A 26,123-nucleotide genomic window follows, 5' to 3' on the forward strand; every position below is an offset into this window, starting at 1 on the left:
CTTCACAAAGCGGGCGGGGTTTGCTACCTGCGCCGCCTCACCACGAGCGGTCGTGGCGGAATTGGTAGACGCGCAGCGTTGAGGTCGCTGTGGGGCAACCCGTGGAAGTTCGAGTCTTCTCGACCGCACCAGTGAATCAGGGTCTTCGCCCCGGACCGTCGTCGTCCTGGGCCGAGCCAGTCTCAGCAGGACGAACGGTCCAGACTCAAGCCAGAGTCGCGTCCAACCGCCGAGTGCATTGGAAGCGAGCAGAGCCGTCCGCACATAGCCCCGAGGGGTAGAGAGGGGAGGTCCGCATGAGTCGTGAAACGGACGACCTCGCCGCCGTGGCCGAGCCCCCCGAGGACGAAGACCTGGAAGACCTCGCCCTGGGCGAGGACTATGCGCTCAATCCCGAATTCGTCTCCGACGTCGCCGACGCGCTGGACCGCGGCGACGCCGATCGCCTGCGCGAGCTGATCGCGGCGCTGCACCCGGCCGACGTGGCCGACCTCATGGGCTTCCTCTCGGCCGACGCGCGCGAGGAGCTGATTCCCCACCTCGACCCCGAGACCCTGGGCTGGATCCTGTCCGAACTGGATACCGAGATCCGCGAGGAGGTGCTGGAGCACGTCCCCTCGGCCACCCTGGCCAAGGCGATCGGCGAGATGGAGTCCGACGACGCCGCCGACGTGGTCGACGACCTGGAGGCCGACAAGCGCGCGCAGGTGCTTGCGGCCATGCCCGAGACCGAGCGGGCGGCCATCGAGACCACCCTGGCCTATCAGGACGAGACCGCCGGCCGCCTGATGCAGCGCGAGGTGGTGGCCGCCCCGCAGTTCTGGACCGTCGGCCAAGCCATCGACCACTTCCGCAAGGACGGCGAGGAGCTGCCCGAGCTGTTCTTCGACATCTATGTCGTCGACCCGGCCTACAAGCCCGTGGGCGCCGTTCCGGTCAGTCACCTGCTGCGCAGCGGCCGCCAGATCCTGCTGGCCCAGATCATGGAGCCGGTGACCGAGATCACCGTCGACCTCGACCAGGAAGAGGTCGCCTACATCTTCGACAAGTACCGCCTGATCTCCGCCCCGGTGGTCGATACCGCGGGGCGGCTCGTGGGGCAGATCACCGTCGACGACATCGTCGGCGTCATCCAGGAGGAGGGCGAGGAGGACATCCTGGCCCTGGCCGGGGTGAGCGACGCCGGCCGCGACGCCGGCGTCTGGGACATCGTCCGCTCGCGGCTGCCCTGGCTGGTGCTCAATCTCGCCACCGAGGCGGTGGCGGTCCAGGCGATCAACGCGTTCCAGGGCGAGATCGCCAAGCTGGTGACGCTGGCGATCCTCATGCCGATCGTGGCCTCCGTCGGCGGCACGGCCGGGACCCAGGCGCTGGCCGTCGCCGTGCGCGCCCTGGCGTCGCGCGAACTCACCGCCGCTAACTCGGTGAGGATCGTGGGCCGCGAGATGATCGTCGGCCTGATGAACGGCTCGGTCGTCGGCCTGGTGATGTCGGTGGCCACCTACGTGCTCTTCCACGACCTCAGGCTCTCGCTCACCATCGCCCTGGCGCTGTTGGTCAACCTGTTCGTCGCGGCGGCCGCGGGCATCCTCGCGCCGCTCACGCTTGAACGCCTGGGGCGCGATCCCGCCGTATCCTCGTCCGTGTTCGTAACTTTCGTCACGGACCTCATGGGTTTCCTGTCTTTCTTGGGACTTGCGAGCCTCATCCTGTTGTAACTGGCGTCAGGCTTGCGCCGGCCTCTCGCGGCGTGCGCCGCGTGTGCCGATTTGGGACGAACGGGGAGCCATGCTCTCGCGCCATCGCGTTTCCCGGGCGGCCATCGAACTGATCAAACGGTTCGAGGGCTATCGCCGAGATGCCGCCCAGCTGCCCGACGGCCGCTGGACGATCGGCTATGGGCATACGCTGACCGCGCGCGAGGGGGCCGAAGTCTCCGAATCCGACGCCGAAGCCCTGCTGCTCTACGACCTGATCAGCATCGCCCATGGGGTGAACGAGTGCGTCTTCGCGCCGACCACCCAGAACCAGTTCGACGCCCTGTGCAGCTTCGCCTTCAACGTCGGGCTCGACAATTTCCGCCGCAGCCAGGTGATCAAGCGCCTGAACGCCGGCTCGCCGGTGCAGGCCGCCTGCGCCATGGAGCTGTGGCGCAAAGCCGACTTCGAGGGCGAGCGCATCGTCGTCGACGCCCTGGTGCGCCGCCGCGCCGCCGAGAAAGCGCTGTTCCTGACGCCCGAGAACGAGGCGTGGGTCCCGGCGCCGTCCCCGGTGCTGCGCCCGGCCATCGATCTGGACGCGCTCGACCTCGTTCCGCTGCGCCGGCCGGTCCAGGTGGAGACCACCCTGGAGGGGACCCGGGTCGTGGTCCGCCGCGAGGACCTCGCCGACGTCGACGAGTTGGCTTTCGAGACGGCCCCCGAGCCCGCGCCCGAGGAGCCGGCCGCCGCCGTCGCCGCGGCGGCCGAGACGGTGGCCTCGCGGCTGGAGACCCTGTTCCCCGACCCCGGCGAGGAGCCCGAACCTGAGATCGAGGTCCCGGCCGAGGTCCCGCCGCCGTTCGGCGACAACGAGCCGCCGGCCGCCGAGGCGCCCGAGCCTGAGGCCGGGGCGTCTGAACAGCCGGCCGAACCCGTCCTGGCGGAGCCCGAACCCGAGCCCGAACTGGCGGCCTTCACGCCCGCCGACCTCGATGCGGGGCCCGAGGAGACGCTGGAAATCCCGGCGGCGCCCGACGATGACATCGATCCGGCCTTCCGCTCCGACATGGAGCCCTTCGAACTGATCCCGTCGCGCAGGCGTCCGCCGACCGCACGGCCGCAGGCCTCGGTGGTCTGGGACCTGCTGCTGGCGCTGTCGGGCGTGGCGTTCTTCGGCTTCGGCCTGTTCTGGGGCCTGAACGCCGCGCCCCCGATCTCGGGCGGGTTCGCGATCCCCATGATCGTCGCCTGGACGGCCGGCCTCGCCGGGGTCGGTTTCACGACGGTTTCGGTCTACCACCTGCTCCAGCGGGTGGGCCGGGAGAGCGAGCGCGATTAACTCGCGACCTCCACCGGCGCATGCTAACCGTCCGCGCCATGATCCCGAACCACGGTCCCAACCTCGAATTCGGCCTCGGTGAGGCCGCCGACATGATCCGCGACACGACGGCCCGCTTCGCCGCCGATCAGATCGCCCCGCTGGCCGCCGAGATCGACGCCACCAACACCTTCCCCCGTGAACTCTGGCCTCAGATGGGCGACCTCGGCCTGCACGGGATCACGGTGGAGGAGGAGTTCGGCGGTCTTGGCCAGGGCTACCTCGAACACGTCGTGGCCATGGAGGAGGTCAGCCGCGCCTCCGCCTCGATCGGGCTCAGCTACGGCGCCCACTCCAACCTCTGCGTCAACCAGCTCCGCCGCTGGGGATCGGAAGAGCAGAAGCGCCGCTACCTGCCCAAGCTGATCTCGGGCGAGCACGTGGGCTCCCTCGCCATGAGCGAGGCCGGCAGCGGCTCGGACGTGGTTTCCATGCGTCTGCGCGCCGAGAAGAAGGGCGACCGCTACGTCCTCAACGGAACGAAGTTCTGGATCACCAACGCGCCCCACGCCGACACCCTGGTGGTCTACGCCAAGACCTCGCCCGACCTGAACCAGCGCGGCATCACCGCCTTCATCATCGAGAAGGGCTTCAAGGGCTTCAGCGTCTCCCAGAAGCTCGACAAGATGGGCATGCGCGGCTCCGACACCGGCGAGCTGGTGTTCGAGGACTGCGAGGTGCCCGAGGAGAACGTCATGGGCCCCGTCGACGGCGGCGCGGCGGTGCTGATGAGCGGGCTGGACTACGAGCGCACCGTCCTGGCGGCCGGACCGCTGGGGATCATGCAGGCTTGCCTCGACGTGGTGTTGCCCTACGTCCGCGAGCGCAAGCAGTTCGGCAGGCCGATCGGCACGTTCCAGCTGATGCAGGGCAAGATCGCCGACATGTACGTCGCGCTGAACTCCGCGAGGGCCTATGTTTACGCCGTCGCCAAGGCCTGCGACTCGGGCCTGACGACGCGGTTCGATGCGGCCGGGGCGATCCTGATGGCGTCTGAGAATGCGGTGAAGGTCTCGCTGGAGGCGATCCAGGCCCTCGGCGGCGCCGGCTACACCAAGGAATATCCGGTGGAGCGCCTGCTGCGCGACGCCAAGCTCTACGACATCGGCGCCGGCACCAACGAGATCCGCCGCTTCCTCATTGGCCGGGAGCTGGTGGGCGGATGAAGCGACTGGCGGCGGCGATCGTGCTTTCCCTGGCCGCCGCGGCCTGCGCCAGCGCGCCGCCCCGGCTTGCGGCCTGCCCGGCGGGCCAGTCCGAGGTGCGCGTCGCCCAGCTCTTCCTCGGCGCCTCGTCGAGCGGCCGCATCAGCGAGCGCGCCTTGCGTCGCTTCGTCGACCAGGAGATCACCCCGCGCTTCCCGGACGGCGTCTCGATCGTCGACGGCGGCCCCCAATGGACGGGCAAGGACGACGTCCTGATCCGCGAGTCGGCCAAGGTGGTGCTGATCGCATTGCCGTCCGCGGGCGACGCCCGCGCCGAGGTGGAGGCCGTGCGAGCCGCCTACCGTTCGCGCTTCCGGCTCGACAGCTTCCTGGTGATGCCGCCCCCGAGCTGCATGGCGGTCTAAAGCCCGTCAGGGTGAAGTGGGAACCGGTTCACCCGCCCGGACGGGCTCTACACTCTTGAAGATCGAGCCTTCTTGTCCGGATCAAGTGATGCCACTTGATACGGGAAGGCTCTAGAGGCCCGCGGCGGCCCGTAGGAACTCGGCCGTGGCGGCGTCGGCGGGGAAGAAGGTCTCCAGCGTCAGCTCCGACAGGGTGATGTCCACCGGCGTCCCGAACACCGTCGTGGTGGTGAACAGCGACAGCATCCGGTCGCCCACCATCATCTGCAACGGGATCACCACGTCGCCGAAGTCCTCCAGGCGCCGGTCCGAGGCCGGCGGGGTGGGGTAGCCGCGGATTTCCTCGATCAGCGCGATCAGGCCGGGGTCGGCGGTCAGCTCGGCCTGGCGGCGCAGGCGCTCGACGATGTGCGCCTGCCACTCGGCCAGGTTCGCGATCCGCGGCCCCAGGCCCTTCGGGTGCAGCGACAGCCTCACGACGTTGATCGGCGGCTCGAGCAGCGATGGGTCGGCGCCGGCCATCAGGGCCGGCACGACGGCGTTGGCGGCGACCAGGTTCCAGCGCAGGTCGACCGCCAGGGCGGGGTAGGGTTCATGCGCCTTCAGGATCACGTCCACGGCGCGCCGCGCCGCGGCCAGCTGCGGGTCGTCCAGCGGCCGTTCGGGGAACACGGGGGCGAACCCCGCCGCCACCAGGATGACGTTGCGCTCGCGCAGCGGGATTTCCAGCTGGTCGGCCAGGTGCAGCACCATCTCGCGGCTGGGCTGGGCCCGCCCGGTCTCCACGAAGCTGAGGTGGCGCGTGGAGATCTCCGCCTCCAGCGCCAGGTCCATCTGGCTCATCCGCCGGCGCATCCGCCAGTCGCGGAGGTGCTCGCCCACGGGCTTGTGGTTCGGTCTCATGCCCCGACCTTAGCGGGTCGGGGAGGGGCGTCCATGACGTGCGAGGTAATGGGATCGTGGCGCGTTCCGCCGCCAGCCTGCGACAAACGGTCCTTGCGCGATCGCGTCAAAGCGGCCCGGCCGACGCCGAAGCTTAAGGTATCGCTTCGAAGGTGACGGTTGCGACAACTCGCCGGGGACCGATTTGAATCCGACGAACGAACCGACGACGCCTGCGGACGGCGGGCCCGACGCGCCGTCCATGTACCGCACGACTCTGGTCGGCTTGCAGCAGCCCTGGCCGCTCGCCTTGGCCTTCAGCGGCCTCACCGCCCTGGCTACGGCCGCGCTCGGCCTGCCGTTGTTCGCGCTCGTCTGGGGAACCGCGTCGTTCGCGCTCGATCTGACCCTGCAGGCGTTCTATCGCCGCTGGCTGCCCACGGCGGAGAACGCCCCTCAGGAGCCGGGCCTCACCCGGCTGGCCGTGCTGGCCGCCCTGCGCGCGGCCATGTGGATCGTGGCCCCGGTGAGCGTCGTCCTGACGACGCGCGATCCGGCCGCCTACGCCTTCCTCGCGCTCTCGGTCGGCACCCTGGCCGCGACCGCCGGCGCGGTGGGGTGGGTGTCGCGCAAGGTCTGGATCGCCGCCGCCGCGCCGGCCGCGATGGGCGCCGTGGTCGCCGCGGGCCCCAGCCTGCTCGGGCTGGGCGGGCTGGGCCTGGCCTTCAGCTTCCTCGTCTTCATGCTGGCCTGCCTGCTGATCATTCTCGCCACCGAGCGTCTCATCGCCGGGGCCGCCAACGACCGGACCCAGACCAACGCCGCCATGCGCGAGCTGCGCAGCGCGCTCGCCAAGTCGGAAGCCGCCGAGCAGCAGCTCTTCCGCGCCCGCGACGAGGCCGAGGCCGCCAACCGCGCCAAGTCGCAGTTCCTGGCCAATATGAGCCACGAGATCCGCACGCCCATGAACGGCATCATGGGCATGAACGAGCTGCTGCTGCGCACACGCCTCGACGCGCGCCAGCGCCAGTATGTCGAGACGATCCGCTCGTCGGCCGAAGCGCTCCTGCTGGTGATCAACGACATCCTCGACATGTCGAAGCTGGAAGCGGGCAAGGTGGAGCTGGAGCACATCGACTTCGACCTGCCCGGCCTCTGGGGCGAGGTGATCGACCTGCTGTCGCCGCTGGCGGCCGAGAAGGACCTCGAACTCCAGTGCCGGATCGAGGCGCCGGCGAAACGCGCCTTCGTGGGTGATCCCAAGCGGATTCGTCAGATCCTGCTCAACCTCGTCTCGAACGCCGTGAAGTTTACGCCGCAGGGAAGCGTGGCGCTCCATGTCGACGCCGCGCCGGGCGACGAGGGCCGGGTGAACATCCGGGCGGAGGTCATCGACACCGGCATCGGCGTCACCGACGAGCAGAAGGGCCGGCTGTTCCAGAACTTCCAGCAGGCCGACAACTCGACCACCCGCCGGTTCGGCGGCACCGGCCTGGGCCTGGCCATCTCCCGGCAGCTCGTGGAGCTCATGGGCGGCCGCATCGGCATATCGGACCGCGAGGGCGGCGGCTCGGTCTTCTGGTTCGAAATCCCGCTCGCGCCGGGCGTCGAGCCGGCCGCGTCCGTCACGGCCCCGGCCGACGGCGGAGAGGCGGGGGCGATGGTGGCCGACGCCCGCGTGCTGCTCGCCGAGGACAACGACACCAATGCGCTGCTGGCCATGGAAATCCTGCGCCAGCTCGGCCTGCCGGCCCATAGGGTCGCCGATGGCCACGAAGCGACCAAGGCCGTCGCCGAGGGCGATTTCGACCTCGTCCTGATGGACGTGCACATGCCGGTGATGGACGGACTGGAGGCCACGCGGCGCATCCGCGCGCTGCCGGGCCGCGCGGGCCGGATTCCGATCGTGGCCATGACCGCCAACGCCATGTCCGGCGACGAAGAGGCCTGCCGCCAGGCCGGCATGGACGACTTCATGTCCAAGCCCTTCAAGCCGGTCGAATTCGTCCAGGTCCTGGCGCGCAACCTGCCCGACGCCACCGACGCGCAGCCCTCCCTGACCAGCCAGGCCTGAGCGCGCCGGTCGGTTCGCGCAGGTCATCGCCCCGACTTGCGGTTCGATCTCATGCCCGGCCCGTGCCGGCCGGCGGCGATGCCAAGGCGCGGGACGCTGTGGAATATCCATACGCGCGGTCAGGTTGCCAGCAGCAGGACCACACGCCATTCTCACGCTCGGGGGAGTGGGGAATGAAGCAGGATTTCGTGCGGGCGGCGCTGGGGATCGCCGTCGCCGCGGCGGGCTTCGCGGGCTCGGCGTCGGGCGCCGAACGCGAGAGCGATTGGGCGAGGATCCCCTCCGACACCGAATGGCGCGCCGCATGGCCGAAGGCGGCGAAGGATGCGGGCGTGGGCGGGCGGGTCGTCATGCGCTGCCACGTCGAGGACGCTGGCGATCTGAGCGGCTGCGCGGTCGTTTCGGAGTCTCCGTCGGGGATGGGGTTTGGTCAGGCCATGCTGGGCCTCGCGCCGGCAATGAAGCGCAAGCCGCCGGGCGCCGAGGCCGCGCGCGAGATCATGGTCCCGGGCGACTGGTACGAGTTCGACAAGCGGCCGGATTGGCTCCGGCGTCCCAGTCCGAACGACCTGCTCACGGTCTATCCCAAGGAGGCGTTCCACCGCGGCACGAGCGGTCGGGCGGTGATCAACTGCATCGTCACGGTTCAGGGCGCGCTTCGCGACTGCGTGGCGATCTCCGAGACGCCGGCGGGGGCCCATTTCGGTGATTCCGCCATCGCGCTGACCCCTCAGTTCACCATGAAGCCGGCGACCCGCAAGGGCGTCCCGGTTCTCAGCGTGGTCAGCATTCCGGTCAATTTCGCCATGCCCGGCGGCATGGGCGGTTCGGCGCCGAGCAAGACGGTCGTGCCGCCCGACCTGCCGTGGGTGGAGGCGCCCACCTTCGCCGACGTCGCCGCGGCCTACCCGGAGAAGGCGCGCAAGGATCGCCGCGGCGGCCACGCGACCTTGTCATGCGCCATGCGCGAGGACGGCCGCCTGAACGGCTGCTCGGTGATCGCGTCGGAGCCGCGCGGCTACGGCTTCGACAAGGCGGCCAAGAGCCTTTCGAAGCTCTTCCGCTTCGAGGTCAGCACGCCGAAGGACCGCAAGGCCACCCATTCCATCGTGCTGCAGATGCCGATCACCTTCGATCCGAAGATGATCGACGGCGAGGAGCCGGTCGTGGGAAAGCCGCACTGGAGCCGCATGCCCAACGCCGAACAGATGCGGGCGGTGCTTCCCAATGCGGACGGGACGATGGCCGGGCGCGCCGTGATCCGCTGCGTCGTGCAGCCGCGCGGGGTCGTCGGCGAATGCAAGGTGCTCTCGGAGGAGCCCGAGGGCGCGGGTCTCGGGCAAGCGGCCTTGGCGCTGGCGCCGACGTTCGGGCTCACGACATGGACGGCGGAGGGATTGCCGGTCGTGGGCGGCTTCGTCAGCATTCCGCTGCGGTTCCAGCCGGCGCCGCCACCCGCCGGCGGCCATTGAGCGGGATCAACGACGGCCGGGCCCGGAACGGCCAGCGTGCCGGCCAGGGAGACGAACATGGTCGAACCCCAACGCCGATCGATGATCCCCGGGATTGTCCTGGCCCTCTTGGGCGCGGTCATCATCCTCGTGGTCTTGTCCGCCAACGCGGGCGGCGCGCCGATCCTGGAGCGGCTGGCGTTCGCCCTGGGCCTGGCCTGGGCGCCGCTGGCGGCTGGCATCGGGCTGTCGCTGCTGCTGATCGGGCTGTGGCTCGTCTGGCGGGCGCGTCAGCCGCGCGCCTGAACCCGCGAAGGGGACATCCCGGACAAGCGAAAGGCCGCCCCGTCGCCGGAGCGGCCTTTCCATAGTCGGACCGCTTCGCGGTTCGCGACCCTGCCTTAAGGCTAGGCGCAGACCCCGTTCACGGAGGTCCAGGTCACGGTCACCGCTTGGCGGTTAGAGCTATGAGACACTGGATCACCTCCTTTCAATGGTTGGACACGCTCGGAATATGGGGTGCGTTCGCCCCGTCTGAAAAGGGCTCATTCCGCCGCAGCCTGCGCGGCGGCCATGAAGGGCGTCATCACGGCGCCGTCGGATGCGCGTTCGCGCAGGCTCAGCCGCCGCCGAAGCTCCGGGATCGGGCGATGCAGTTTGTCCAGCGCGGCGATGGTGGCCTCGTAGCCGGCCTCGACGGCCTGGTCGTAGGCACGCCAGTCGCGGATCTCGATGCCCGACACGTCCGGCTGGATCAGCACGTCGGTGGCCTCGCGCGCGGCGGCCAGGTCGCGGCCCGTGGAGACGGTGGCGGTCCGCATCAGCAGCGACACTATGGGCGGGCCGTTGCGCCACTGGCCCGAGCGGATCCACCGCCAGATCGAGGACGGCCGCGCCACGTCGTCGGCGGTGATGCTGCGCGCGGTGGTGACGTCGACGCCGACGATGGGGCCCAGCTGGGCCGCGCGCATGATGTCGGCGGGGAAGTTCTTCATCACCGCGCCGTCGACCAGCACGTTGGGTCCGTCGGTGGCGGGCGGCAGCAGCCCCGGCAGCGAGATCGAGGCCCGCAACGCCTTGCGCAGCAGCCCGCGCCGGTGGAGCTGGTAGGCGCCGGTGGTCAGGTTGGACGACAGGCAGAAGAACGGCAGCCAAAGGTCCGGGATGTACGTCTCGCCGAAATGCTCGGCGAGCCGGGCGCTCACCTTCAGTCCATGCGTCATGGCCAGCAGCGGCAGGGCCATGTCGTCCAGCGGGCTGGTGTCGACGAAGGCCTCGTGCAGCCGGCGGTCCATCTCCTGGGCGTTCCAGCCCATGGCGAGGCCCGCGCCCACGATGGCGCCCATGGACGAGCCGCCCACGAAATCGATCGGCACGCCGCGCTCGCGCAGCGCCCGGATCGCGCCCACGTGGGCGTAGGCCCGCGCGCCGCCGCCCGAAAGCACCAGCCCCACCGACTGGCCGGTCAGCACCCGGGCCATCCGCTTGCTGTCGTCGGGCACGCCGCGGCGCATGTGGAAGACGCGGCCCGCCCCAGTGGCGTCCAGCCAGGCCTCGGCGCCGTTCGGCCGGTCCAGGCCGGGGGGCTGAAGCAGTAGCAGGTCGACCAGGCCCTGCTCGTGCAGGGTGTTCGCGCCGATATGGCGACTGGCGCCGCGGGGCGGGCCGTCGCCCTTGCCCACCTGGAACAGGCGATCCACCTGCCGCGGCACGAACGGCGCCCAGGCCGTCTCGTCGCGCTCGGCCACATAGAGCACGAAGTCGTGGACCCGCTCGACCTCCGAGAACCACTCGGTCGGCGCCGCGGCCGCCTCGGCGCCCACCACGGTGACGGCATAGCCCAGGGCGGCGATCTCGCGTTCGATCGCCTCCACCACGGGCCGCAGCGGCCCGGGCCGGCCGGCCGGCACGAAGCCGTAGACCGAGGGCTCGCCCATGGGGCCGCGCCGCGCCACCTGCCGGCTCCGCAGGATCATCAGCCGGGCCAGCTCGGTCATCACCGCCGCGTCGGCGTCGCAGGCCTCGAAGAACGCCTCCTTGGGCACCGCGAAGATCTCGGAATCGCGCAGGGCGTAGACGTTGGCCGTGTGCGGGATTCCCGCGATCAGCGCCATCTCGCCCGCCGGCTCGCCGGGCCGGATCACGCCCAGGAAGTGCGGCTCCTGGCCCTCCTCCTGGCGGAAGGCGCCCAGCCGCCCGGTGCGCACGACGAACAGCTGATCCGAGGCGTCGCCCTGGCCGAACAGCTTCTGGCCGCCGGGCAGCGAGAACCAGATGGCCTGATCCCGCGCGCGCGGCTGCAGGAACAGCCGCGTCAGGGCCGAATCGATGGGGATGTCCGGCAGGAAGGCCACGGGCGCGGAGCCTAGCGCTCGCGGACGCTGAGGGCTATGCCTGCGCCGTTTCGCCTGGAGCCGTCCGTATGACCAATGAGATCGCCGACCCGCTGGTGGAGTTTCCCGACGTCAGTGCGACGTCGGACCTCGTGCACATCTCCGCCACCCAGGCCGGCGCGGTCACCGTGACCATGAACCGGCCGCATCGCAAGAACGCCTTCGACGCCGACCTCGTCTCGGCGCTGGAGGAGGCCTTCCGCACCCTGCAGGGCGCCGAGGGCGTGCGGGTGGTGTTCGTCCGTGGCGCGGGCGGGGCGTTCTCGGCCGGCGCCGACCTCGACTGGATGCGCGCCGCCGCCGACCATACCGAGGCCGACAACCGCGCCGACGCCTACGAACTCGCCAAGATGCTGAAGGCCCTCTACGACCTGCCGGCCCTGACCGTGGCGCTCGTCGAGAGCGCGGCTTTCGGCGGCGGCGCGGGGCTGGCGGCGGCCTGCGACATGGCCATCGCCACGGCCGATGCCCGGTTCGCCTTCTCCGAGGTCAGGCTGGGCCTCGTGGCAGCGACGATCAGCCCCTACGTGATCCAGGCCATTGGCCCCCGAAACGCGCGCGGCCTGTTCGCCACCGGCCGGCAGTTCGAGGCCGCCTACGCCGAGAAGATCGGGCTCGTCACCGAGGTGGTGGCCGACGTCGAGGCCCTGCGGAACGCGGCCCACCGCATCGCCCGCGAGGTCATGGCCTGCGGTCCCGTCGCGGTGGAGGATTCCAAGCGCCTCGTCGACGACGTGGCCGGCCGCGTGATCGACCACGCCCTCATGGAGATGACCGCCCATCGCATCGCCGCCGCCCGGGTGCGCGACGAGGGGCAGGAGGGCGTGCGCGCCTTCCTCGAACGGCGCAAGCCGCGCTGGGCCGAGTGAGGCTTTCCAAGGCCCCTGGCGCGCCGTAAGCCAGGGTCATGGCCCTGCACATGATCAAGCTGGTGGTGGGCGCCGCCACCATCGAGGACCTGCTGGACTGGCAGTCGCGCCACATGGGGCCGGACGACCCCTGGATCCTGCGCACCCGCATGACGCCCAAGCGCGCCGACGAGCTGATCGACGGCGGATCGATCTACCGCGTCTTCAAGGGGGTGATCCTGTGCCGCCAGCGCATCCTGGCGGTCGACACGGTGGGCGAGGGCGCCGCCGCGCGCTGCCAGATCACTCTCGACAAGCAGGTGGTCCGCGTGGCGCCCACGCCGCGGCGCGCTTTCCAGGGCTGGCGGTACCTCGAACCCAGGGACGCGCCCCCCGACCTCGACGTCGAGGCGTTCGGCGACGTGCCGGAGGATCTCGCCCGGCAACTCCGCGAGGCCGGCGCCTGGTGAGGCGCGGCTGCGGCGATCGGGCCCAGGTCCATCCACAGGCGCGCGTCCTCGACCGCGTTGACGGCGCGGCAGGCGGCGCGCTCACCTACGCGCTGTGAGTCGGCCCCGGGGCCGGCGTCGGGGGAGCTCTCGAGGGTCATGAGCCAGGCCAGCGTCATCGTGGTCGGCAACGAGAAGGGCGGGGCGGGCAAGTCCACCATCGCCATCCATGTCACCACGGCCCTCCTGCACGCGGGGGCGAAGGTCGCTGTGCTCGACCTCGACCTGCGCCAGCAGACGTTGGGCCACTTCTTCGCCAACCGGGCCGCCTGGCTCGCCGCCAATTCGGCCGAGGCGCCGATGCCGATCGAGCATCCGATCAGCGCGGCGGGCGACGCCCTGGCCAAGGCCTCGCCCGAGGATCAGGTCGCCCGGTTCGACGAGGCCTTCGCCCAGGCGGCCGAGGCGGCCGAGTTCGTGATCGTCGACACCCCCGGCAGCGACACCGCCATCAGCCGCGCCGCCCACCGCCGCGCCGACCTGATCGTAACCCCGATGAACGACAGCTTCGTCGACTTCGACATGCTGGGCGTGGTCGATCCGGTCTCGCTGGAGCTCAAGCGCCACAGCCTCTACGCCGAGACCGTGTGGGACAGCCGCAAGCAGCGCGCCACCGCCGAGCGCAAGCAGATCGACTGGGTGGTGCTGCGCAATCGCCTGGCGCCGGCGGAGGCCCGCAACCGCCGCCGCCTGGACACCCGCGTGCAGGCGCTCTCCCGCAAGGTCGGCTTCCGCGTGGGCCCCGGCCTGCGCGACCGGGTGATCTACCGCGAGCTGTTCCCGTTCGGCCTGACGGTGGCCGACCTTTCGCCCACGATCCGGCCGGTGCCCATGGGGCTGCAGCACGTGGCCGCCCGCCAGGAGCTTCGCGCCCTGATGACCGCCCTGGGCTTCAACGGACTGGACGGAGCCGAGCGGATCGCGGCGGAATAGCCGCATGATCTATATCGCCCTGGGCGGCGCGGCCCTGGCGCTCTACCTCTGGATCACCGGCGGCAAGCCGGTGCTGAAGCACCGCGAATGGCGGCTGCTGTCGGGCGGGCTCGCGCTGGCCGCCTTCACGGCCGCCACCTTCGTGGGCGTCCGCGGTTCCTGGGGCTCGGCCGTCGTGCTGCTGGTGATCGGCCTCTGGCTGGCCGCCTCGGTGCGCAAGCCGGCCGGCGCGCGGCCGCCGCCGCGGACCAGCAGCCGCATGAGCCTCGACGAGGCCCGCCGCATCCTGGGCGTGGAGCCGGAAGCGACCCGCGAGGAGGTCCAGGCCGCCTACACGCGGCTGATGCGCGCGGTGCATCCCGACAAGGGCGGAACCGCCGGGCTGGCGGCCCAGCTCAACGCGGCGCGGGACCGGTTGCTGCGGGACTAGCCCGGCCCGATCACCAGGCAGGGCTGGCGATCCGACTTCAGTTCGCGGCAGGCCGCCTTGGCGGCGCCTTCCGTCAGGCCGTTGAAGCGGGCGCGGTACTTGCCGCCGTCCTTCTCGGCGATCGCGCGGGCGTCGTCGAAATGGCTGGCGTAGCGCTTGCCCGAGAGCGAGAGCTGCTTGCGCGCGTCGGTGCGGCTGGCGAACGAGCCCACCTGGACCGTCCACTTGCCGGCGGTCTTGGCGCGCGGGTTGTCGTTGAACTTGGCGACCGACTTGCCCTCGACGATCTGGATCTTCGAGGCGCGTGTGGGCGGCGGGGCCGAGGTCAGCCGGATCGCCAGGCTGTCGTCGGAATCGCCCTGCTGCATCGACGGCTCGGTGGCCTGCGCCAGGGCCGGCGGTTCGAAGAAGTTCTGCGCCACCTGGATGTTCTCGCCCATGTCGCGGCGGCGGATCACGTCGAAGCCGGTGAGCAGCAGGCTCTCGGCCACGCGGTCGCGGATCACCCGGGTCGGGCCGCCCAGCACCACCACGATGAGGCGGCGGCCGTCGTTGATCCCGGAAATGGCGATGTTGTAGCCCGAGGCGTTGGTGAAGCCGGTCTTCAGCCCGTCCACGCCCGGCACGTCGCTGAGCAGGTGGTTGTGGTTGTAGATCGTCCGGCCCCGGAAATTGAACGAGACCAGCCCGAAGTAGCCGTAATACTGCGGATAATCGCGCATCACCGCCCGCGACAGGATCGCGATGTCCCGCGCCGTCGAAAGGTTGCGGCTGTCGGGCAGGCCGTTCGCATTGGCGAAATGGGTGTTCTGCATGCCCAGCTCCTGGGCGCGCAGGGTCATCAGGGTGGTGAAGCGGCTCTCGGTGCCGCCGATCTTCTCGGCCAGAGCCACGGCCGCGTCGTTGGCCGATAGCGTCGTCAGCGCCTGGATCGCCTGGAGCACGGTGATCGAATCGCCGGCCCGCACCCCCAGCTTGGTCGGGGCCTGTGCCGAGGCGTGCGGCGAGAACACCACCTGGTCGTCGAGGCTCAGCCGTCCGGCCGAGAGCGCCTCGAACGTGAGGTACAGCGTCATCACCTTGGTGATCGAGGCGGGATACCGCGGCGCGTCCGCGCGTTTCGCGTAGAGCACCTCGCCGGTTTTCGCATCCACCACGATCGAAGCGTACTTCGATGAGTTTTGCGGGATCAGGGAGAGGTAGGGCACCTCAGCCATCGCTGGGGCGGCCGCCAGGCCGAACGCCATGGCCGCGGCCAGACCGAGCGAGAGCAACAGGCGGCGGGCGTGCTGGATCATGCTTCGTCCGTCGATTCAACGTGTTGAGTCGGACACGGCTCCGACGATGAGAGTCGGTACCATGCGCCCCTTACCCTTGCGGGAGAGTAAACAAGGTTTGAACGCGTGCAAATGCCACGGCGCCTAACGGACGGGCGCAAAAGTGTCATTGTGCAGTGCACAAAAAGTCGTTGACTGCTGCACTGCAACATGAGAGAACGACGTTGCGAAAGGGGCTCTTCCGCCCCCGAAGAACCCATCGCTGTCCATAACCGCCGCCGTCTCAGGAGACCCCCGCCATGGCCGCTGCCGAAGCCGCGAAGTCCACCGTCGAGCAGTTCACCACCGCCAGCAACGTCGCCTTCAAGGAAGGCGTCGAGAAGACCCTGGCCGCGCTGAACGAAATGAATTCCCATTCGAAGCAGAACCTCGAGGCGATCGTCGCCTCGGCGACCGCCTCGGCCAAGGGCGCGGAAGCGCTCGGCGCCCAGGCGATGGCCTTCTCGAAGGCCGTCTTCGACACCCAGGTGAGCGCCGCCAAGTCGCTCGCCGGCGCCAAGAGCGTGCAGGAAGTGGTCGAGCTTCAGACCGCCTTCGCCAAGAGCGCCCTGGAAACCTACATGTCCGAATTCGGCAAGATGTCCGAGACCGTCTCCTCGTCGGTCAAGGAATCGATGAAGCCGCTCAACGAGCGCGTGACCGCGGTCGTCGAGAAGTTCCAGGCCGTCCGCTAAAGCTTCCACCAGTACGGAAGCCGAGGGCCCGGACCGCCCAGTCCGGGCCCTTTTTAACGCGCCGGCGTGACGCTCCACGCCTCCCCCCTAGGAGCGGATTTCCGCGCGGTGCGAGTTGGGGCCGGTCCTGAGGGACCGGCCCTTTTGCTTTGCCCCGGCGGGCGCTAGACGTTGCGCCATGTCGAACGTCGAAACGCGCCTCTCCGCCGCGGGCATCAGCCTGCCCACGCCCAACGCCCCGGTGGCCAACTATGTGCCGTTCGTCCGGGCGGGCGATCTCGTCCACATCTCCGGCCAGGTTTCGGTCGACGCCTCGGGCGGCGTCCGCGGCGTGGTGGGCGAGGATGTGGACTTCGAAGCCGCCGTGCGCGCCGCGCGAATCTGCGGGATCAACCTGCTGGCCCAGATGAAGGCGGCCTGCGACGGCGACCTCGACCGCGTGGTCCGCGTGGTCAAGCTGGGCGGCTTCGTCCAGGCCGGACCCGAATTCTTCGACATCCCCAAGGTGGTCAACGGCTGCTCCGACGTGATGGTCGAGGCGTTCGGCGACGCGGGCCGCCACGCCCGTTCGGCCGTGGGCGTCTATCGCCTGCCGCTGAACTTCGCCGTGGAGGTCGACGCCGTGGTGCAGATCAAGTGACGAACGGCTTCGGCCAGGCCTGGGACCTCCTGTTCCACCCGCCGGTCGCGCATCGCGGGCTGTGGAGCCCCGACGGGGCGCCGGAGAACTCGCTGGGCGCGTTCCAGGCCGCCTGCGCGGCGGGCTACGGCATCGAGCTCGACGTCCAGCTCTCCGCCGACGGCGAGGCCGTGGTCTTCCATGACGGCAAGCTGGCGCGCATGACGGGCGCTCCGGGCCGGGTGGGCGACCTCTCCGCCGACGAGCTGGCCGGGCTGCGCCTGGCGGGCTCGGACGAGAAGATCCCGACGCTCCTGGAGACCCTGGCGCTGATCGGCCATCGGGCCATGGTCCACATTGAGCTCAAGACGCCCTACGGCGAGGTGGGCCCGCTGGAGCAGCGCGTCCACGAGGTGATCGCCGACCACAACGGCCCGCTCTGCATCATCGGCTTCAATCCCTATTCCCACGCCTGGTTCGCCGACCGCTATCCCGGCGTCCTGCGCGGGCTGGACAGCTATTCCTACGACAAGGCCCCGCACCTGGGGGAGGAGCAGCGCCGCGCCTTCGCGGCCCTCGAACACGTCGCCATCGCGCGGCCCCACTTCCTGGCCCTGGGCCTCGACATGCTGCCCAGCGACAAGGCGGCGGCCTATCGCGAGCAGGGCATGCCCGTCGTCGCCTGGACGGTGCGCGAGCCGGCGCAGTGGGAGGCGATCAAGGACGGCTGCGACAACCTCATCTTCGAGGGTTTTTCGGCGTGAGCTTGAAGCCGGCGGTCAAGGTCTGCCGGCGCATCGCCGAGATCGGCCGTGAGGCCTGGGACGCCTGCGCCGGCAATCCCGCCTACGCCGGCAATCCGTTCATCCGGTTCGACTTCCTGGATGCGTTGGAGGCGACCAACTGCGCGATCGAGCGCACCGGCTGGGGCCCGCAGCACCTGGCCGTGGAGGACGACGAGGGCCGCATCGCCGCGGTCATGCCGCTCTATCTGAAGTCCCACAGCCAGGGGGAATACATCTTCGATCACGCCTGGGCCGACGCCTACGAGCGGGCCGGGGGGCGCTACTATCCCAAGCTCCTGTCGGCCGCGCCGTTCACCCCGGCCACCGGCGCGCGGCTTCTGGCGCGGCCCGACGTGCGGGCGGGCGAGGCGAGGGCGCTCTTGCTGGGCGGGGCGCTCAGCCTCTGCGAGCGCTACGGCGCCTCGGGCGTGAACCTCAACTTCGTCATCGAGGACGAATGGGCCTGGCTGGGCGAGCAGGGCATGGGCCGGCGCGAGGGCCAGCAGTACCACTGGCTCAACCGCGGCTACGCCAGCTTCGACGACTTCCTGGGCGCCCTGTCGTCGGGCCGCCGCAAGACCATCCGCCGCGAGCGCCGCGACGCCCAGGCCGAAGTCGAGATCGTGGCCCTGACCGGCGCCGACCTCACCGAAGAGCACTGGGACGCCTTCTTCCGCTTCTACATGGACACCGGCTCGCGCAAGTGGGGCCGGCCCTATCTGACGCGCGCCTTCTTCTCCGAACTGGGCGAGCGGATGGCCGACCGGGTGCTGCTGGTCATGGCCCGGCGTGACGGCCGCTGGATCGCCGGCGCGCTCAACCTGATCGGCCACGACTGCCTCTACGGCCGCCACTGGGGCTGCGTCGAGGACGTGCCGTTCCTGCACTTCGAGCTCTGCTACTACCAGGCCATCGAATGGGCCATCGACCACGGTCTGCCGCGCGTGGAGGCCGGCGCCCAGGGCCAGCACAAGATCGCCCGCGGCTACCTGCCCAAGCCGGTCTATTCGGCCCACTGGATCGCCGACCCGGCGCTACGCGCGCCGGTTGAGCGCTTCCTCGAACAGGAGCGCGCCGCGGTGGACCAGGAGATGGAGTGGCTGGAGGAGGCCTACAGCCCGTTCAAGGCCGGGGAGTGACGCGGGAGGGCGAGGCGGTCTAGGCCGCCACCGTCCGCCGGCGCAGCAAGGCGCCCGCGCCGCCGAAGCCCAGGATCATCAAGGCCCAGGTCGCGGGCTCCGGCACAGCTCCGACGTTGTTGTCGTACAGCGCCACGGCGATGCTGGATCGCCGTCTGTAGCCGTCGAACCAAATCGCGCCGCCGTCATTGCTCTGGGCGCCGCCGCTGCCGGAGACGCCCGCCGTAAGATAGGTTTCGTGGAAAGGCGAGACGAGCTGAAGTGCGAAGTAGTAGTCGCCGGCTCCGAGCGAAACGGACGGCAGATCGAAGAGATTCAACGAAACATTGTAGCCGCTACTGGTGCCGATGCTCGGCGACGAGAGAATGTCGCTGGAGCCTTCCGTCACGAGCGTTCCCGGCAGGCCGCCGCCGCCGTCGGCGAGGTAGAACTTCCAGTTCACCGAGGTCCCGTATTGCTCCAAATCCAGCTCGGCGAACGCGGCGGACTCGATCGTGACCGCGTCGGCGAGCGTGAAAAGTTGCGCTGCGTAGACGTCGCCATCGCCAATATCGGCGGCGCAGGTCGTGCTGAAAGCGCAATTGCCGCTGTCCGGGGTCCCGGGGATGTTGTCGTAGATCACGGCGGCATGCGCCGCGAACGGCAGGGCCAAGGCGACTGCCGCTGCGGCGGCTTGAAGGCGATTGATCATGATGTGGGTTCCCCGATAAGCGGCCGCGCCCGCCGGCGCAGCATGGCGCCCGCGCCGCCGAAGCCCATGATCATCAACGCCCAGGTCGCGGGCTCCGGAACGCCGCCAGTGGATCCGTAGAGCGCCACCGCGATGCTGGGCAGCTCTCCGTACGGCGTCGTCCAGGTCGCGCCGCCGTCCCTGGTTTCGGCTGCGCCGCTGTGGATCAGGTCGGGGTTGTTCGCGCCGAGCGCGAGGAAGGTGTCGAAGACCGGCGAGACCAGTTGAATGGCGAAGTAGTAGTCGCCGGCCGCGAGCGAAACGGAGGGCAGGTCGAACAGGTTCAGCGATATGTTGTAGTCGGGATCAGTGTCGATGGTCGGCGAGGCGAGAATGTCGCTGGAGCCTTCCGTCACGAGGGTTCCGGGCAGGCCGCCGGCGCCGTCCGCGAGGTAGAATTTCCAGTTCACCGAGGTCCCGTACACCTCGTAATCCATCTCGGCGAACGCGGCGGACGTGATCGTGACCGCATCAGCGAGCGTGAAGAGCTGCGCCGCGTAGTCGTCGCCGCTGTGGGTGTCGGCCGCGCAGGTGGTGCTGAAGGTGCAGTAGCCGAAGTAGGGTCCGCTTGTCGGGATGTTGTCGTAGATCACCTCGGCATGCGCCGCGAAGGGCAGGGCCAAGGCGAGGGCTGCCGCGCCCGCTCGAAGGCGATCGATCATGATGTGGGTTCCCCGATAAGCGGCCGCGACCGACGGCGCAGCATGGCGCCCGCGCCGCCGAAACCCATGATCATCAACGCCCAGGTCGCGGGCTCCGGAACGGCCCCGCCGATCGTGCCGTAGAGCGCGACCCCGACGCTGGAAAGCTCCTCGTAAGGCGCCGACCAGCTCGCGCCGCCGTCATTGGTTTCGGCCGCGCCGCTGTTTCTCAAGCCCTCTGTGAGAAAGATGTCTTCGACCGGTGAGACCAGTTGAAGGGCGAAGTAGTAGTCGCCGGCGTCGAGCGAAATCGATGGCAGGTCGAACAGGTTGAGCGATATGTTGTATTGGTGATCAACGTCGATGTTTGTCGACGCGAGAATGGCGCTCGAACCTTCCGTCACCAGGGTCCCGGGCAGGCCGCCTGCGCCGTCGGCGAGGTAGAACTTCCAGTTCACCGAGGTCCCGTAGACCTCAAGATCCATCTCCACGAACCCGGCGGACTTGATCGTGGCTGCGTCGGCGAGTGTGAAGAGTTGCGCCGCATAGTTGTCGCCTACAAAGCGGTGGTTGGCCGCGCAGGTGGTGTTGAAGAAGCAATAGCCGCCGTAGCGCGGGCCCGTCGGGAGGTTGTCGTAGATCACGCCGGCATGCGCCGCCAACGGCAGGGCCAAGGCGACGGCCGCCGCGGCGGCTCGAAGGCGATTGATCACGATGACGTCTCCCCGATACGCGACCCCGGCCAACGCCACCCCGACGGCCATCCGCGTATGGTTAAGCTCGGGCGCCGCCGATTATATCGCAATAGGACTCAACTGTCGGGGGAATCCACGCCTCAGCTGCGTTCGCAGGCCTGCTTGAGCAGATCCTTGACCCGGTCGTCGACGTCGGCCGGCGCGCTGAGCGGCAGGACGGCCTTCAGCCGCTCGCTCCAGCCCTCGTTCTTTGGCACCCCGAGCCGGGGATCGGCCGCCGGCTCGACCGCCAGGCCCAGCCGCGCGCCGCCGCCCTTCACCGGCCGCACGGACGCGAACTGGAATTCCTTCGAGAAGGCGGTGAAGCCCTTCCGCTGGGCGCTCACCAGCCCCGGGAAGCCGGCCACCGCCGCCTCCACCGCCTCCAGGATCGCCCGCGAACCCGGATCGGCCCACAGCTTGGCGCGCAGGTCGTCCGGCTCGGCCCAGTGCGCGGTCTCGGGGAACGCCTTGCCCAGGATGATGCTGGCCCGGTTGGTCCCGATGCCGTGGTGTTCCCTGAACCACGCCTTGCGCTTGGCGGGCTTGGTCTCGGGGCAGGTCCGCGCGATGGCGACCCATTCGTCCAGGGTCTTGCCGGTCTCGCGCTCCATGCTCTCGGTGATCGAGGCGAACCATTTTTCCTGGCGCGACGTCATGCTGGACGGTTTGGCGGCTTGCGACATTCCACCCTCGGGACGGATTTGCTAGGCGTGGCGCCGGTGTTTCAGGAGCGCGGCATGAGCTTGGACGGGACCTACGACGACGGCAACATCTTCGCCAAGATCCTGCGCGGCGAGATGCCCGCCGCCCGCGTCTTCGAGGACGAGCACGTCTACGCCTTCATGGACGTCTTCCCCCAGGGCCGCGGCCACACCCTGGTGATCCCCAAGCACTCGACCGCCCGCAACTTCCTCGACGAGGAGCCCGAGCGCGTGGCGGTGCTGTTCCAGGGCGTCCAGCGCGTGGCCAAGGCCGTGCGCGCGGCGTTCAATCCCGACGGCCTGACGATCATGCAGTTCAACGGCGCCCCGGCCGGCCAGACCGTCTATCACCTGCACGTCCACATCATTCCGCGCTGGGAGGGCGTGCCGCTGGGCCGCCACGCCGGCGGCGCCATGGCCGACATGGATGAACTCAAGGACCTCGCCGAACAGATCGCGGCGAAGATCAGCTGACCGAGGCCTGCCGGGGATTGGGCGTCAGATGATCCGGGCGCGCTGGGCTCGGGCCACCGCGTCCGTACGATTGACCGCCCCCAGCCAGGTGGTGAGCCGCGCGACGTGGTTCTTCACCGTCGCCGGCGAGATCTTCAGGCGAAGGGCGATCTCCTTGTTGGTCAGGCCTTCGGCGAGCAGGCGCAGCACCTCCTGCTGACGGCGCGGCAGCCGGGCGACCACCATCGCTTGCAGGCCGGGAACGCGCGCGGCGATGGCTTCGATCAGGAGCTCGGATTCCGCGTTCTTGGAAAAGAGGCCCGCCACGCCGAGCGCGCGGACAGCTTCGAGCAGGGCGGTGTCGGTGATCCCGGTCACGACCAACAGCACGGCCTCCGGCGCGCGCGTCCTGAGGCCCTGCACGCCGGCGACGACCTCGGCGCCCGGCATGCCGAGATCGACGAGGCAGAAGTCGGGCTGCGCGGCTTCGGCGAGCGCCCAGGCGGCCGGGTAGTCGCTGGCCTCGGCGAGGATGAGATCGGGCCAGCGGTCGCGCATGGCGCCGGCCAGGGCCTCGCGCATTAGGGGATGATCGTCGCAGATCAGGCCGCGCATAGAGCCTCGGCGGGTGGCGCGGGAGCCAGGCGGATATGGAACGCCGCGCCGCGCGTCAGGCCGTTGCGCACCCCGCAGGAGCCGCCCATCAACGCCGAGAGCTGAACGGCGGACGACAGGCCCAGGCCGAAGCCGCCCGCCGCGCCGACGCGGACACCCTGTTCGAAGGGGCTGAAGATCCTCGTCTCGTCCTCGGGCGACAGGCCCCGCCCGTCGTCGATCACCCAGATCTCTGCGCCGTCGCGGCGGGCGCGGGCGCCCATCAGCACGCGGCGACCGCCCGAGTGGCGAATGGCGTTGGCCATCAGGTTCTCGACGGCGCGCGCCAGCAGCAGCGGGTCGGCGTGGAGCGCCACGCCGCGGCCCGCTACCGAGATTCGCAGACCCGCGGCCGCGGCGGCGGGACCCTGGGTGAGGAGCACCCGGTCGAACAGCTCGCCGGCGGTGAAGTCGCTCATGTCGGCCTGCACAGCCCCCGACTCGAGCTTCAGGTGGTCGAGCATCGAGCCCACCAGGGTGCGCGCGACGGTGAGCGAGCGGCGTACGCCGCCCAACGCCGGGGCCTGAACGGCGGCCCGGCCACCGGGCTTCACGCGATCCAGGAACAGGGCGGCCGCCTGCAGCGGCTGTTGGAGATCGTGGGAGGCCGCGCGGATGAAATGGGTCTTGGCGTCGCGCTCGCGCTCCAGCTCGCCCAGCGCGACGGCCAGTTCGCGCCGGGCTTCCTCGGCGGTCGCCCGCGCGGCGGTGGCCTCGACGACCGCCTGGCGGACGAAGCGGCGGATCGCGATCAGGGTCGCGCCGAACAGGGGCAGGAAGATCGCCAGCGCGATGACGTGCGGCGGCCGCGCGACCAGCAGCCAGAGGGTCAGAGATCCCAACACCATCACGACGGCGGGGCGCAGGACCTGGGTCGCCTCGGTGGCGGCCGCGAACTGGATGATCAGGAACCAGGCGAAGAGCACGAGCAGCAGGGCGCGGAGCTCCGGCCCCGCAACCGGCAGGAACACCCAGACGCTGCCGGCGGTGACGAGGTTGCAGAAGATCATCCCCGCCTTCGCCGCCGGAATCCAGCGCGTGAGGATCTGGGCGTCCGTGGGCGGCCGGGTGAGGAAGGCGATCCAGGCGACGAACCATCCGGCGATGAAGGTCGAGATCGAACCCAGCCAGATTGCGAAGGCGATCGGATCGGCCAGCCCGGCGAACTGGAAGGCCAGGAATGCCGTTGCGGCCGAAAGCCCGATCCAGGCGGCGATGCTGCCCTTCAGCTCCGTCCGCGTCTCGTTGACGAGAATCTGCTCCCGATACGCCACGCCCGGCACTGCTTCCCCCCCCAAAGCCGAGCGACGATCCGGGTTGGGACTTTGCCTGTCAAGTGAAGCGCTTGGCTCGAAATCTCGCCTTGGGCGCGAACCCCGGTAGGCCATCTGGTCGAATGGCTCCGCCCGGCCGCGCGACCTAGCGTTCCGGCGATCCAGGCCGCGCCCCCGAGGGGCCGGCATGACGATGGGGGTTGTTATGAAACTATTTGCAGGTCTCGTGGGCGCCCTGACGCTCGCGTCAACCGCCCAGGCCGCCACCTTCGACGCCTTCGCCAGCTTCGATGGAACCCAGGGCGCCGGGCACTTCTCCTATTTGCGGATGCCGGCGGGTCCGGGCGATCCGGCGGTGCTCCTTACCGCGCCTTCGGGGAATTGCGTCGTCACCTCCGACTACTGCCTGCAGGATGGCGGCGCGCTGCCCGGCGTGTACAAGGCGCTGACAGCCCATGCCGAGGGCACCTACTTCGTGCCGGATGACCAGCTGCTGGTGCACCCCGGCGCTTCGAACCCGATCGGCATCTTCTTCACTGCGCCGCAGGACGGGGTCTACGACTACACGGTCGTGTTCAACGTGCTGGACTCGTCCCCTTCAGGCGTGGCGCTGGTGGGAGTCACCAACGCCGGCGGCGTCGTGGGCGCCACGCCCCTCGGGGGGCTCAACGCCAATTTGCTGACGCTGACCCGCACCGGGTCCGTCTCGCTCACCCAGGGCCAGTTCTTCGGCCTGATCGTCAATGCGGCGGGGAGCTATTCCAACGACTCGACCGGCGTGAACTTCACCCTCACGACCGGCGGCGTGCCGGAGCCGGCCGCCTGGGCCCTGATGGTTCTCGGGTTCGGGGGCGCAGGGGCCATTCTGCGCAGGATGCGGCCGGATCAGGGACGCCCCAGCCTCGCCGTCTGATCGCGGGCGCGTGGGGGAGGGACATGCGGCCTCCCCCACAAAGCAAAAGGCCCGGGAGCGATCCCGGGCCTTCGCAGCGTCGTTGGAGCGTGACGTTCAGTCCACCGCCTCCGGCTCGTCGGCCGGGGTCTCGATGACCGGGGCGCCGCGTTCGCGTTCGCCGCCCTCGATCTCGAAGGCCAGCTTGCCGTCCTGCAGCACCACCTTGACGTGGCCGCCCTTGGTGAGCCGTCCGAACAGGATCTCGTCGGCCAGGGGCTTCTTGATGTTCTCCTGGATGACCCGGGCCAGCGGCCGGGCGCCGTAGAGCTCGTCGAAGCCGTTCTTGGCCAGCCAGTCGGTGGCGTCCTCGGTGGTCTCGATCGTGACGTGCCGGTCGGCCAGCTGGGCCTCGAGCTGCATCACGAACTTCAGCACCACCTGGCGGATGATCTCCGGGGTCAGCGCCTTGAACTGGACGATGGCGTCCAGGCGGTTGCGGAACTCCGGCGTGAACAGCCGCTTCAGCGCCTCGTCCACCTCGTCCTCGGCCTTGCCGCGGCCGAAGCCGATGGCGTTGCGCTGGGCGTCGGCGGCGCCGGCGTTGGTGGTCATGATCAGGACCACGTTGCGGAAGTCGATCTTCTTGCCGTTCGAGTCGGTCAGCTGGCCGTGGTCCATCACCTGCAGCAGGATGTTGAACACGTCCGGGTGCGCCTTCTCGATCTCGTCGAGCAGGACCACCGAGTGCGGATGCTGGTCGACGGCGTCGGTCAAGAGGCCGCCCTGGTCGAAGCCCACGTAGCCGGGAGGCGCGCCGATCAGGCGGCTGACCGTATGGCGCTCCATGTACTCCGACATGTCGAACCGCAGGAGCTCGATGCCGAGGGTGGAGGCCAGTTGCCGCGCCGTCTCGGTCTTGCCGGTGCCGGTGGGGCCCGAGAAGAGGTAGCAGCCGATCGGCTTGTTGGCGTCGCGCAGGCCGGCGCGGGCCATCTTCATGGCCGCCGACAGGCTCTCGATGGCGTCGTCCTGGCCGTAGACCGCGCGCTTGAGGTCGCCCTCGAGCTGCTTCAGGGCCTCGGTGTCGGACTTGCTCACCGACTTCGGCGGGATGCGGGCGATCTTGGAGACGACCGTCTCGACCTCCTTCACGCCGATGGTCTTCTTCCGCTTGGCCTCGGGCAGCAGCATCTGCGAGGCGCCGGCCTCGTCGATGATGTCGATAGCCTTGTCGGGCAGCTTGCGGTCGGTGATGTACTTGGCCGAAAGCTCCACCGCCGAGCGGATGGCGTCGTTGGTGTAGCGGAGCTTGTGGA

The 26,123-nt window shown here is 69.8% G+C and carries 27 protein-coding genes and 1 tRNA gene; 18 read left to right on the forward strand and 10 right to left on the reverse strand.

Annotated features, from left to right (window positions below):
* Window positions 1-46: 46 nt before the first annotated feature.
* The 5 genes from GC203_RS18050 to GC203_RS18070 all read left to right on the forward strand — a co-directional run bounded on the left by GC203_RS18050 (window position 47) and on the right by GC203_RS18070 (window position 4,648).
* Window positions 47-131: transfer RNA gene (locus GC203_RS18050), tRNA-Leu, on the forward strand.
* Window positions 132-296: 165 nt separating this feature from the next.
* Window positions 297-1,718, forward strand: coding sequence for a magnesium transporter (gene mgtE, locus GC203_RS18055; RefSeq protein ID WP_293457542.1), 1,422 nt, complete (start codon window positions 297-299; stop codon window positions 1,716-1,718).
* A gap of 70 nt (window positions 1,719-1,788) precedes the next feature.
* Window positions 1,789-3,039 carry a lysozyme gene (locus tag GC203_RS18060; RefSeq protein ID WP_293457544.1) on the forward strand — a complete coding sequence of 417 codons (1,251 nt, stop codon included), beginning with the start codon at window positions 1,789-1,791 and terminating at the stop codon, window positions 3,037-3,039.
* Between the two features lie 38 nt (window positions 3,040-3,077).
* Complete coding sequence (locus GC203_RS18065; RefSeq protein WP_293457606.1) at window positions 3,078-4,244, forward strand: isovaleryl-CoA dehydrogenase; 1,167 nt, start codon at window positions 3,078-3,080, stop codon at window positions 4,242-4,244.
* Entirely contained in the window at window positions 4,241-4,648 is a 408-nt protein-coding gene (locus GC203_RS18070) for a DUF3574 domain-containing protein (protein WP_293457546.1), read from the forward strand. Before GC203_RS18065 ends, GC203_RS18070 begins: the two co-directional genes overlap by 4 nt.
* Window positions 4,649-4,759: 111 nt before the next feature.
* On the opposite strand, the gene GC203_RS18075 is transcribed toward GC203_RS18070, so the two are convergent.
* Entirely contained in the window at window positions 4,760-5,551 is a 792-nt protein-coding gene (locus GC203_RS18075) for a helix-turn-helix transcriptional regulator (RefSeq protein ID WP_293457548.1), read from the reverse strand.
* Between the two features lie 241 nt (window positions 5,552-5,792).
* Between GC203_RS18075 and GC203_RS18080 the strand changes: the two genes are divergently transcribed.
* From GC203_RS18080 to GC203_RS18090, 3 genes are all read left to right on the forward strand, one after another.
* Window positions 5,793-7,604 (forward strand): ATP-binding protein, encoded by a 1,812-nt coding sequence (locus GC203_RS18080; protein ID WP_293457551.1) that lies wholly within the window; start codon window positions 5,793-5,795, stop codon window positions 7,602-7,604.
* Window positions 7,605-7,777: 173 nt separating this feature from the next.
* The gene (locus GC203_RS18085; RefSeq protein WP_293457553.1) at window positions 7,778-9,076 is read left to right on the forward strand and encodes a TonB family protein; all 1,299 of its coding nucleotides are present in this window, start codon (window positions 7,778-7,780) and stop codon (window positions 9,074-9,076) included.
* Between the two features lie 57 nt (window positions 9,077-9,133).
* A complete protein-coding gene (locus GC203_RS18090; protein ID WP_293457555.1) occupies window positions 9,134-9,361 on the forward strand; it encodes a hypothetical protein in 228 nt (75 codons plus the stop codon).
* A gap of 239 nt (window positions 9,362-9,600) precedes the next feature.
* Here the strand turns inward: GC203_RS18090 and GC203_RS18095 are convergent, their stop codons facing one another.
* A complete protein-coding gene (locus GC203_RS18095) occupies window positions 9,601-11,409 on the reverse strand; it encodes a patatin-like phospholipase family protein (protein ID WP_293457557.1) in 1,809 nt (602 codons plus the stop codon).
* Window positions 11,410-11,477: 68 nt separating this feature from the next.
* Between GC203_RS18095 and GC203_RS18100 the strand changes: the two genes are divergently transcribed.
* The 4 genes from GC203_RS18100 to GC203_RS18115 all read left to right on the forward strand — a co-directional run bounded on the left by GC203_RS18100 (window position 11,478) and on the right by GC203_RS18115 (window position 14,168).
* Window positions 11,478-12,317 (forward strand): enoyl-CoA hydratase-related protein, encoded by an 840-nt coding sequence (locus GC203_RS18100; RefSeq protein WP_293457559.1) that lies wholly within the window; start codon window positions 11,478-11,480, stop codon window positions 12,315-12,317.
* A 38-nt stretch (window positions 12,318-12,355) separates the two neighbouring features.
* The gene (locus GC203_RS18105) at window positions 12,356-12,766 is read left to right on the forward strand and encodes a DUF1489 domain-containing protein (protein WP_293457560.1); all 411 of its coding nucleotides are present in this window, start codon (window positions 12,356-12,358) and stop codon (window positions 12,764-12,766) included.
* A gap of 138 nt (window positions 12,767-12,904) precedes the next feature.
* Entirely contained in the window at window positions 12,905-13,738 is an 834-nt protein-coding gene (locus GC203_RS18110; protein WP_293457562.1) for a division plane positioning ATPase MipZ, read from the forward strand.
* Between the two features lie 4 nt (window positions 13,739-13,742).
* Entirely contained in the window at window positions 13,743-14,168 is a 426-nt protein-coding gene (locus tag GC203_RS18115) for a DnaJ domain-containing protein (RefSeq protein ID WP_293457565.1), read from the forward strand.
* Here the strand turns inward: GC203_RS18115 and GC203_RS18120 are convergent.
* The gene (locus tag GC203_RS18120) at window positions 14,165-15,466 is read right to left on the reverse strand and encodes a D-alanyl-D-alanine carboxypeptidase (RefSeq protein WP_293457569.1); all 1,302 of its coding nucleotides are present in this window, start codon (window positions 15,464-15,466) and stop codon (window positions 14,165-14,167) included. The genes GC203_RS18115 and GC203_RS18120 overlap by 4 nt on opposite strands.
* 278 nt (window positions 15,467-15,744) lie before the next feature.
* On the opposite strand from GC203_RS18120, the gene phaP reads away from it, so the two are divergent.
* The 4 genes from phaP to GC203_RS18140 all read left to right on the forward strand — a co-directional run bounded on the left by phaP (window position 15,745) and on the right by GC203_RS18140 (window position 18,722).
* A complete protein-coding gene (gene phaP / locus GC203_RS18125) occupies window positions 15,745-16,179 on the forward strand; it encodes a TIGR01841 family phasin (RefSeq protein ID WP_293457572.1) in 435 nt (144 codons plus the stop codon).
* A 178-nt stretch (window positions 16,180-16,357) separates the two neighbouring features.
* Entirely contained in the window at window positions 16,358-16,819 is a 462-nt protein-coding gene (locus GC203_RS18130; protein WP_293457574.1) for a RidA family protein, read from the forward strand.
* Window positions 16,816-17,562: a glycerophosphodiester phosphodiesterase gene (locus GC203_RS18135; RefSeq protein WP_293457577.1), complete on the forward strand. Its 747-nt coding sequence runs from the start codon at window positions 16,816-16,818 to the stop codon at window positions 17,560-17,562. The genes GC203_RS18130 and GC203_RS18135 overlap by 4 nt, the downstream gene beginning before the upstream one ends.
* Window positions 17,559-18,722: a GNAT family N-acetyltransferase gene (locus tag GC203_RS18140; RefSeq protein ID WP_293457580.1), complete on the forward strand. Its 1,164-nt coding sequence runs from the start codon at window positions 17,559-17,561 to the stop codon at window positions 18,720-18,722. Before GC203_RS18135 ends, GC203_RS18140 begins: the two co-directional genes overlap by 4 nt.
* 19 nt (window positions 18,723-18,741) lie before the next feature.
* Here the strand turns inward: GC203_RS18140 and GC203_RS18145 are convergent, their stop codons facing one another.
* The 4 genes from GC203_RS18145 to GC203_RS18160 all read right to left on the reverse strand — a co-directional run bounded on the left by GC203_RS18145 (window position 18,742) and on the right by GC203_RS18160 (window position 21,486).
* Entirely contained in the window at window positions 18,742-19,413 is a 672-nt protein-coding gene (locus GC203_RS18145; protein ID WP_293457582.1) for a PEPxxWA-CTERM sorting domain-containing protein, read from the reverse strand.
* Entirely contained in the window at window positions 19,410-20,114 is a 705-nt protein-coding gene (locus GC203_RS18150) for a PEPxxWA-CTERM sorting domain-containing protein (RefSeq protein WP_293457584.1), read from the reverse strand. Before GC203_RS18150 ends, GC203_RS18145 begins: the two co-directional genes overlap by 4 nt.
* Entirely contained in the window at window positions 20,111-20,857 is a 747-nt protein-coding gene (locus GC203_RS18155) for a PEPxxWA-CTERM sorting domain-containing protein (RefSeq protein ID WP_293457587.1), read from the reverse strand. The genes GC203_RS18150 and GC203_RS18155 overlap by 4 nt, the downstream gene beginning before the upstream one ends.
* A gap of 71 nt (window positions 20,858-20,928) precedes the next feature.
* Complete coding sequence (locus GC203_RS18160; protein ID WP_293457589.1) at window positions 20,929-21,486, reverse strand: DUF4287 domain-containing protein; 558 nt, start codon at window positions 21,484-21,486, stop codon at window positions 20,929-20,931.
* Window positions 21,487-21,567: 81 nt separating this feature from the next.
* Between GC203_RS18160 and GC203_RS18165 the strand changes: the two genes are divergently transcribed.
* Window positions 21,568-22,005 (forward strand): HIT family protein, encoded by a 438-nt coding sequence (locus GC203_RS18165; protein ID WP_293457592.1) that lies wholly within the window; start codon window positions 21,568-21,570, stop codon window positions 22,003-22,005.
* A 24-nt stretch (window positions 22,006-22,029) separates the two neighbouring features.
* Here the strand turns inward: GC203_RS18165 and GC203_RS18170 are convergent, their stop codons facing one another.
* Entirely contained in the window at window positions 22,030-22,566 is a 537-nt protein-coding gene (locus tag GC203_RS18170; RefSeq protein WP_293457595.1) for a response regulator transcription factor, read from the reverse strand.
* 20 nt (window positions 22,567-22,586) lie between these two features.
* Window positions 22,587-23,921, reverse strand: coding sequence for a HAMP domain-containing sensor histidine kinase (locus tag GC203_RS18175; protein WP_293457598.1), 1,335 nt, complete (start codon window positions 23,919-23,921; stop codon window positions 22,587-22,589).
* A 196-nt stretch (window positions 23,922-24,117) separates the two neighbouring features.
* Here GC203_RS18175 and GC203_RS18180 point away from each other — a divergent pair, with 196 nt between their 5' ends.
* The gene (locus GC203_RS18180; protein WP_293457601.1) at window positions 24,118-24,825 is read left to right on the forward strand and encodes a PEP-CTERM sorting domain-containing protein; all 708 of its coding nucleotides are present in this window, start codon (window positions 24,118-24,120) and stop codon (window positions 24,823-24,825) included.
* Window positions 24,826-24,921: 96 nt separating this feature from the next.
* Here the strand turns inward: GC203_RS18180 and GC203_RS18185 are convergent.
* Window positions 24,922-26,123 (reverse strand): AAA family ATPase (locus tag GC203_RS18185; RefSeq protein WP_293457603.1); only part of this gene is annotated, 1,202 nt, incomplete at its 5' end.

This window comes from Phenylobacterium sp., from assembly GCF_016124325.1.
Taxonomy (GTDB): Bacteria; Pseudomonadota; Alphaproteobacteria; order Caulobacterales; family Caulobacteraceae; genus Phenylobacterium.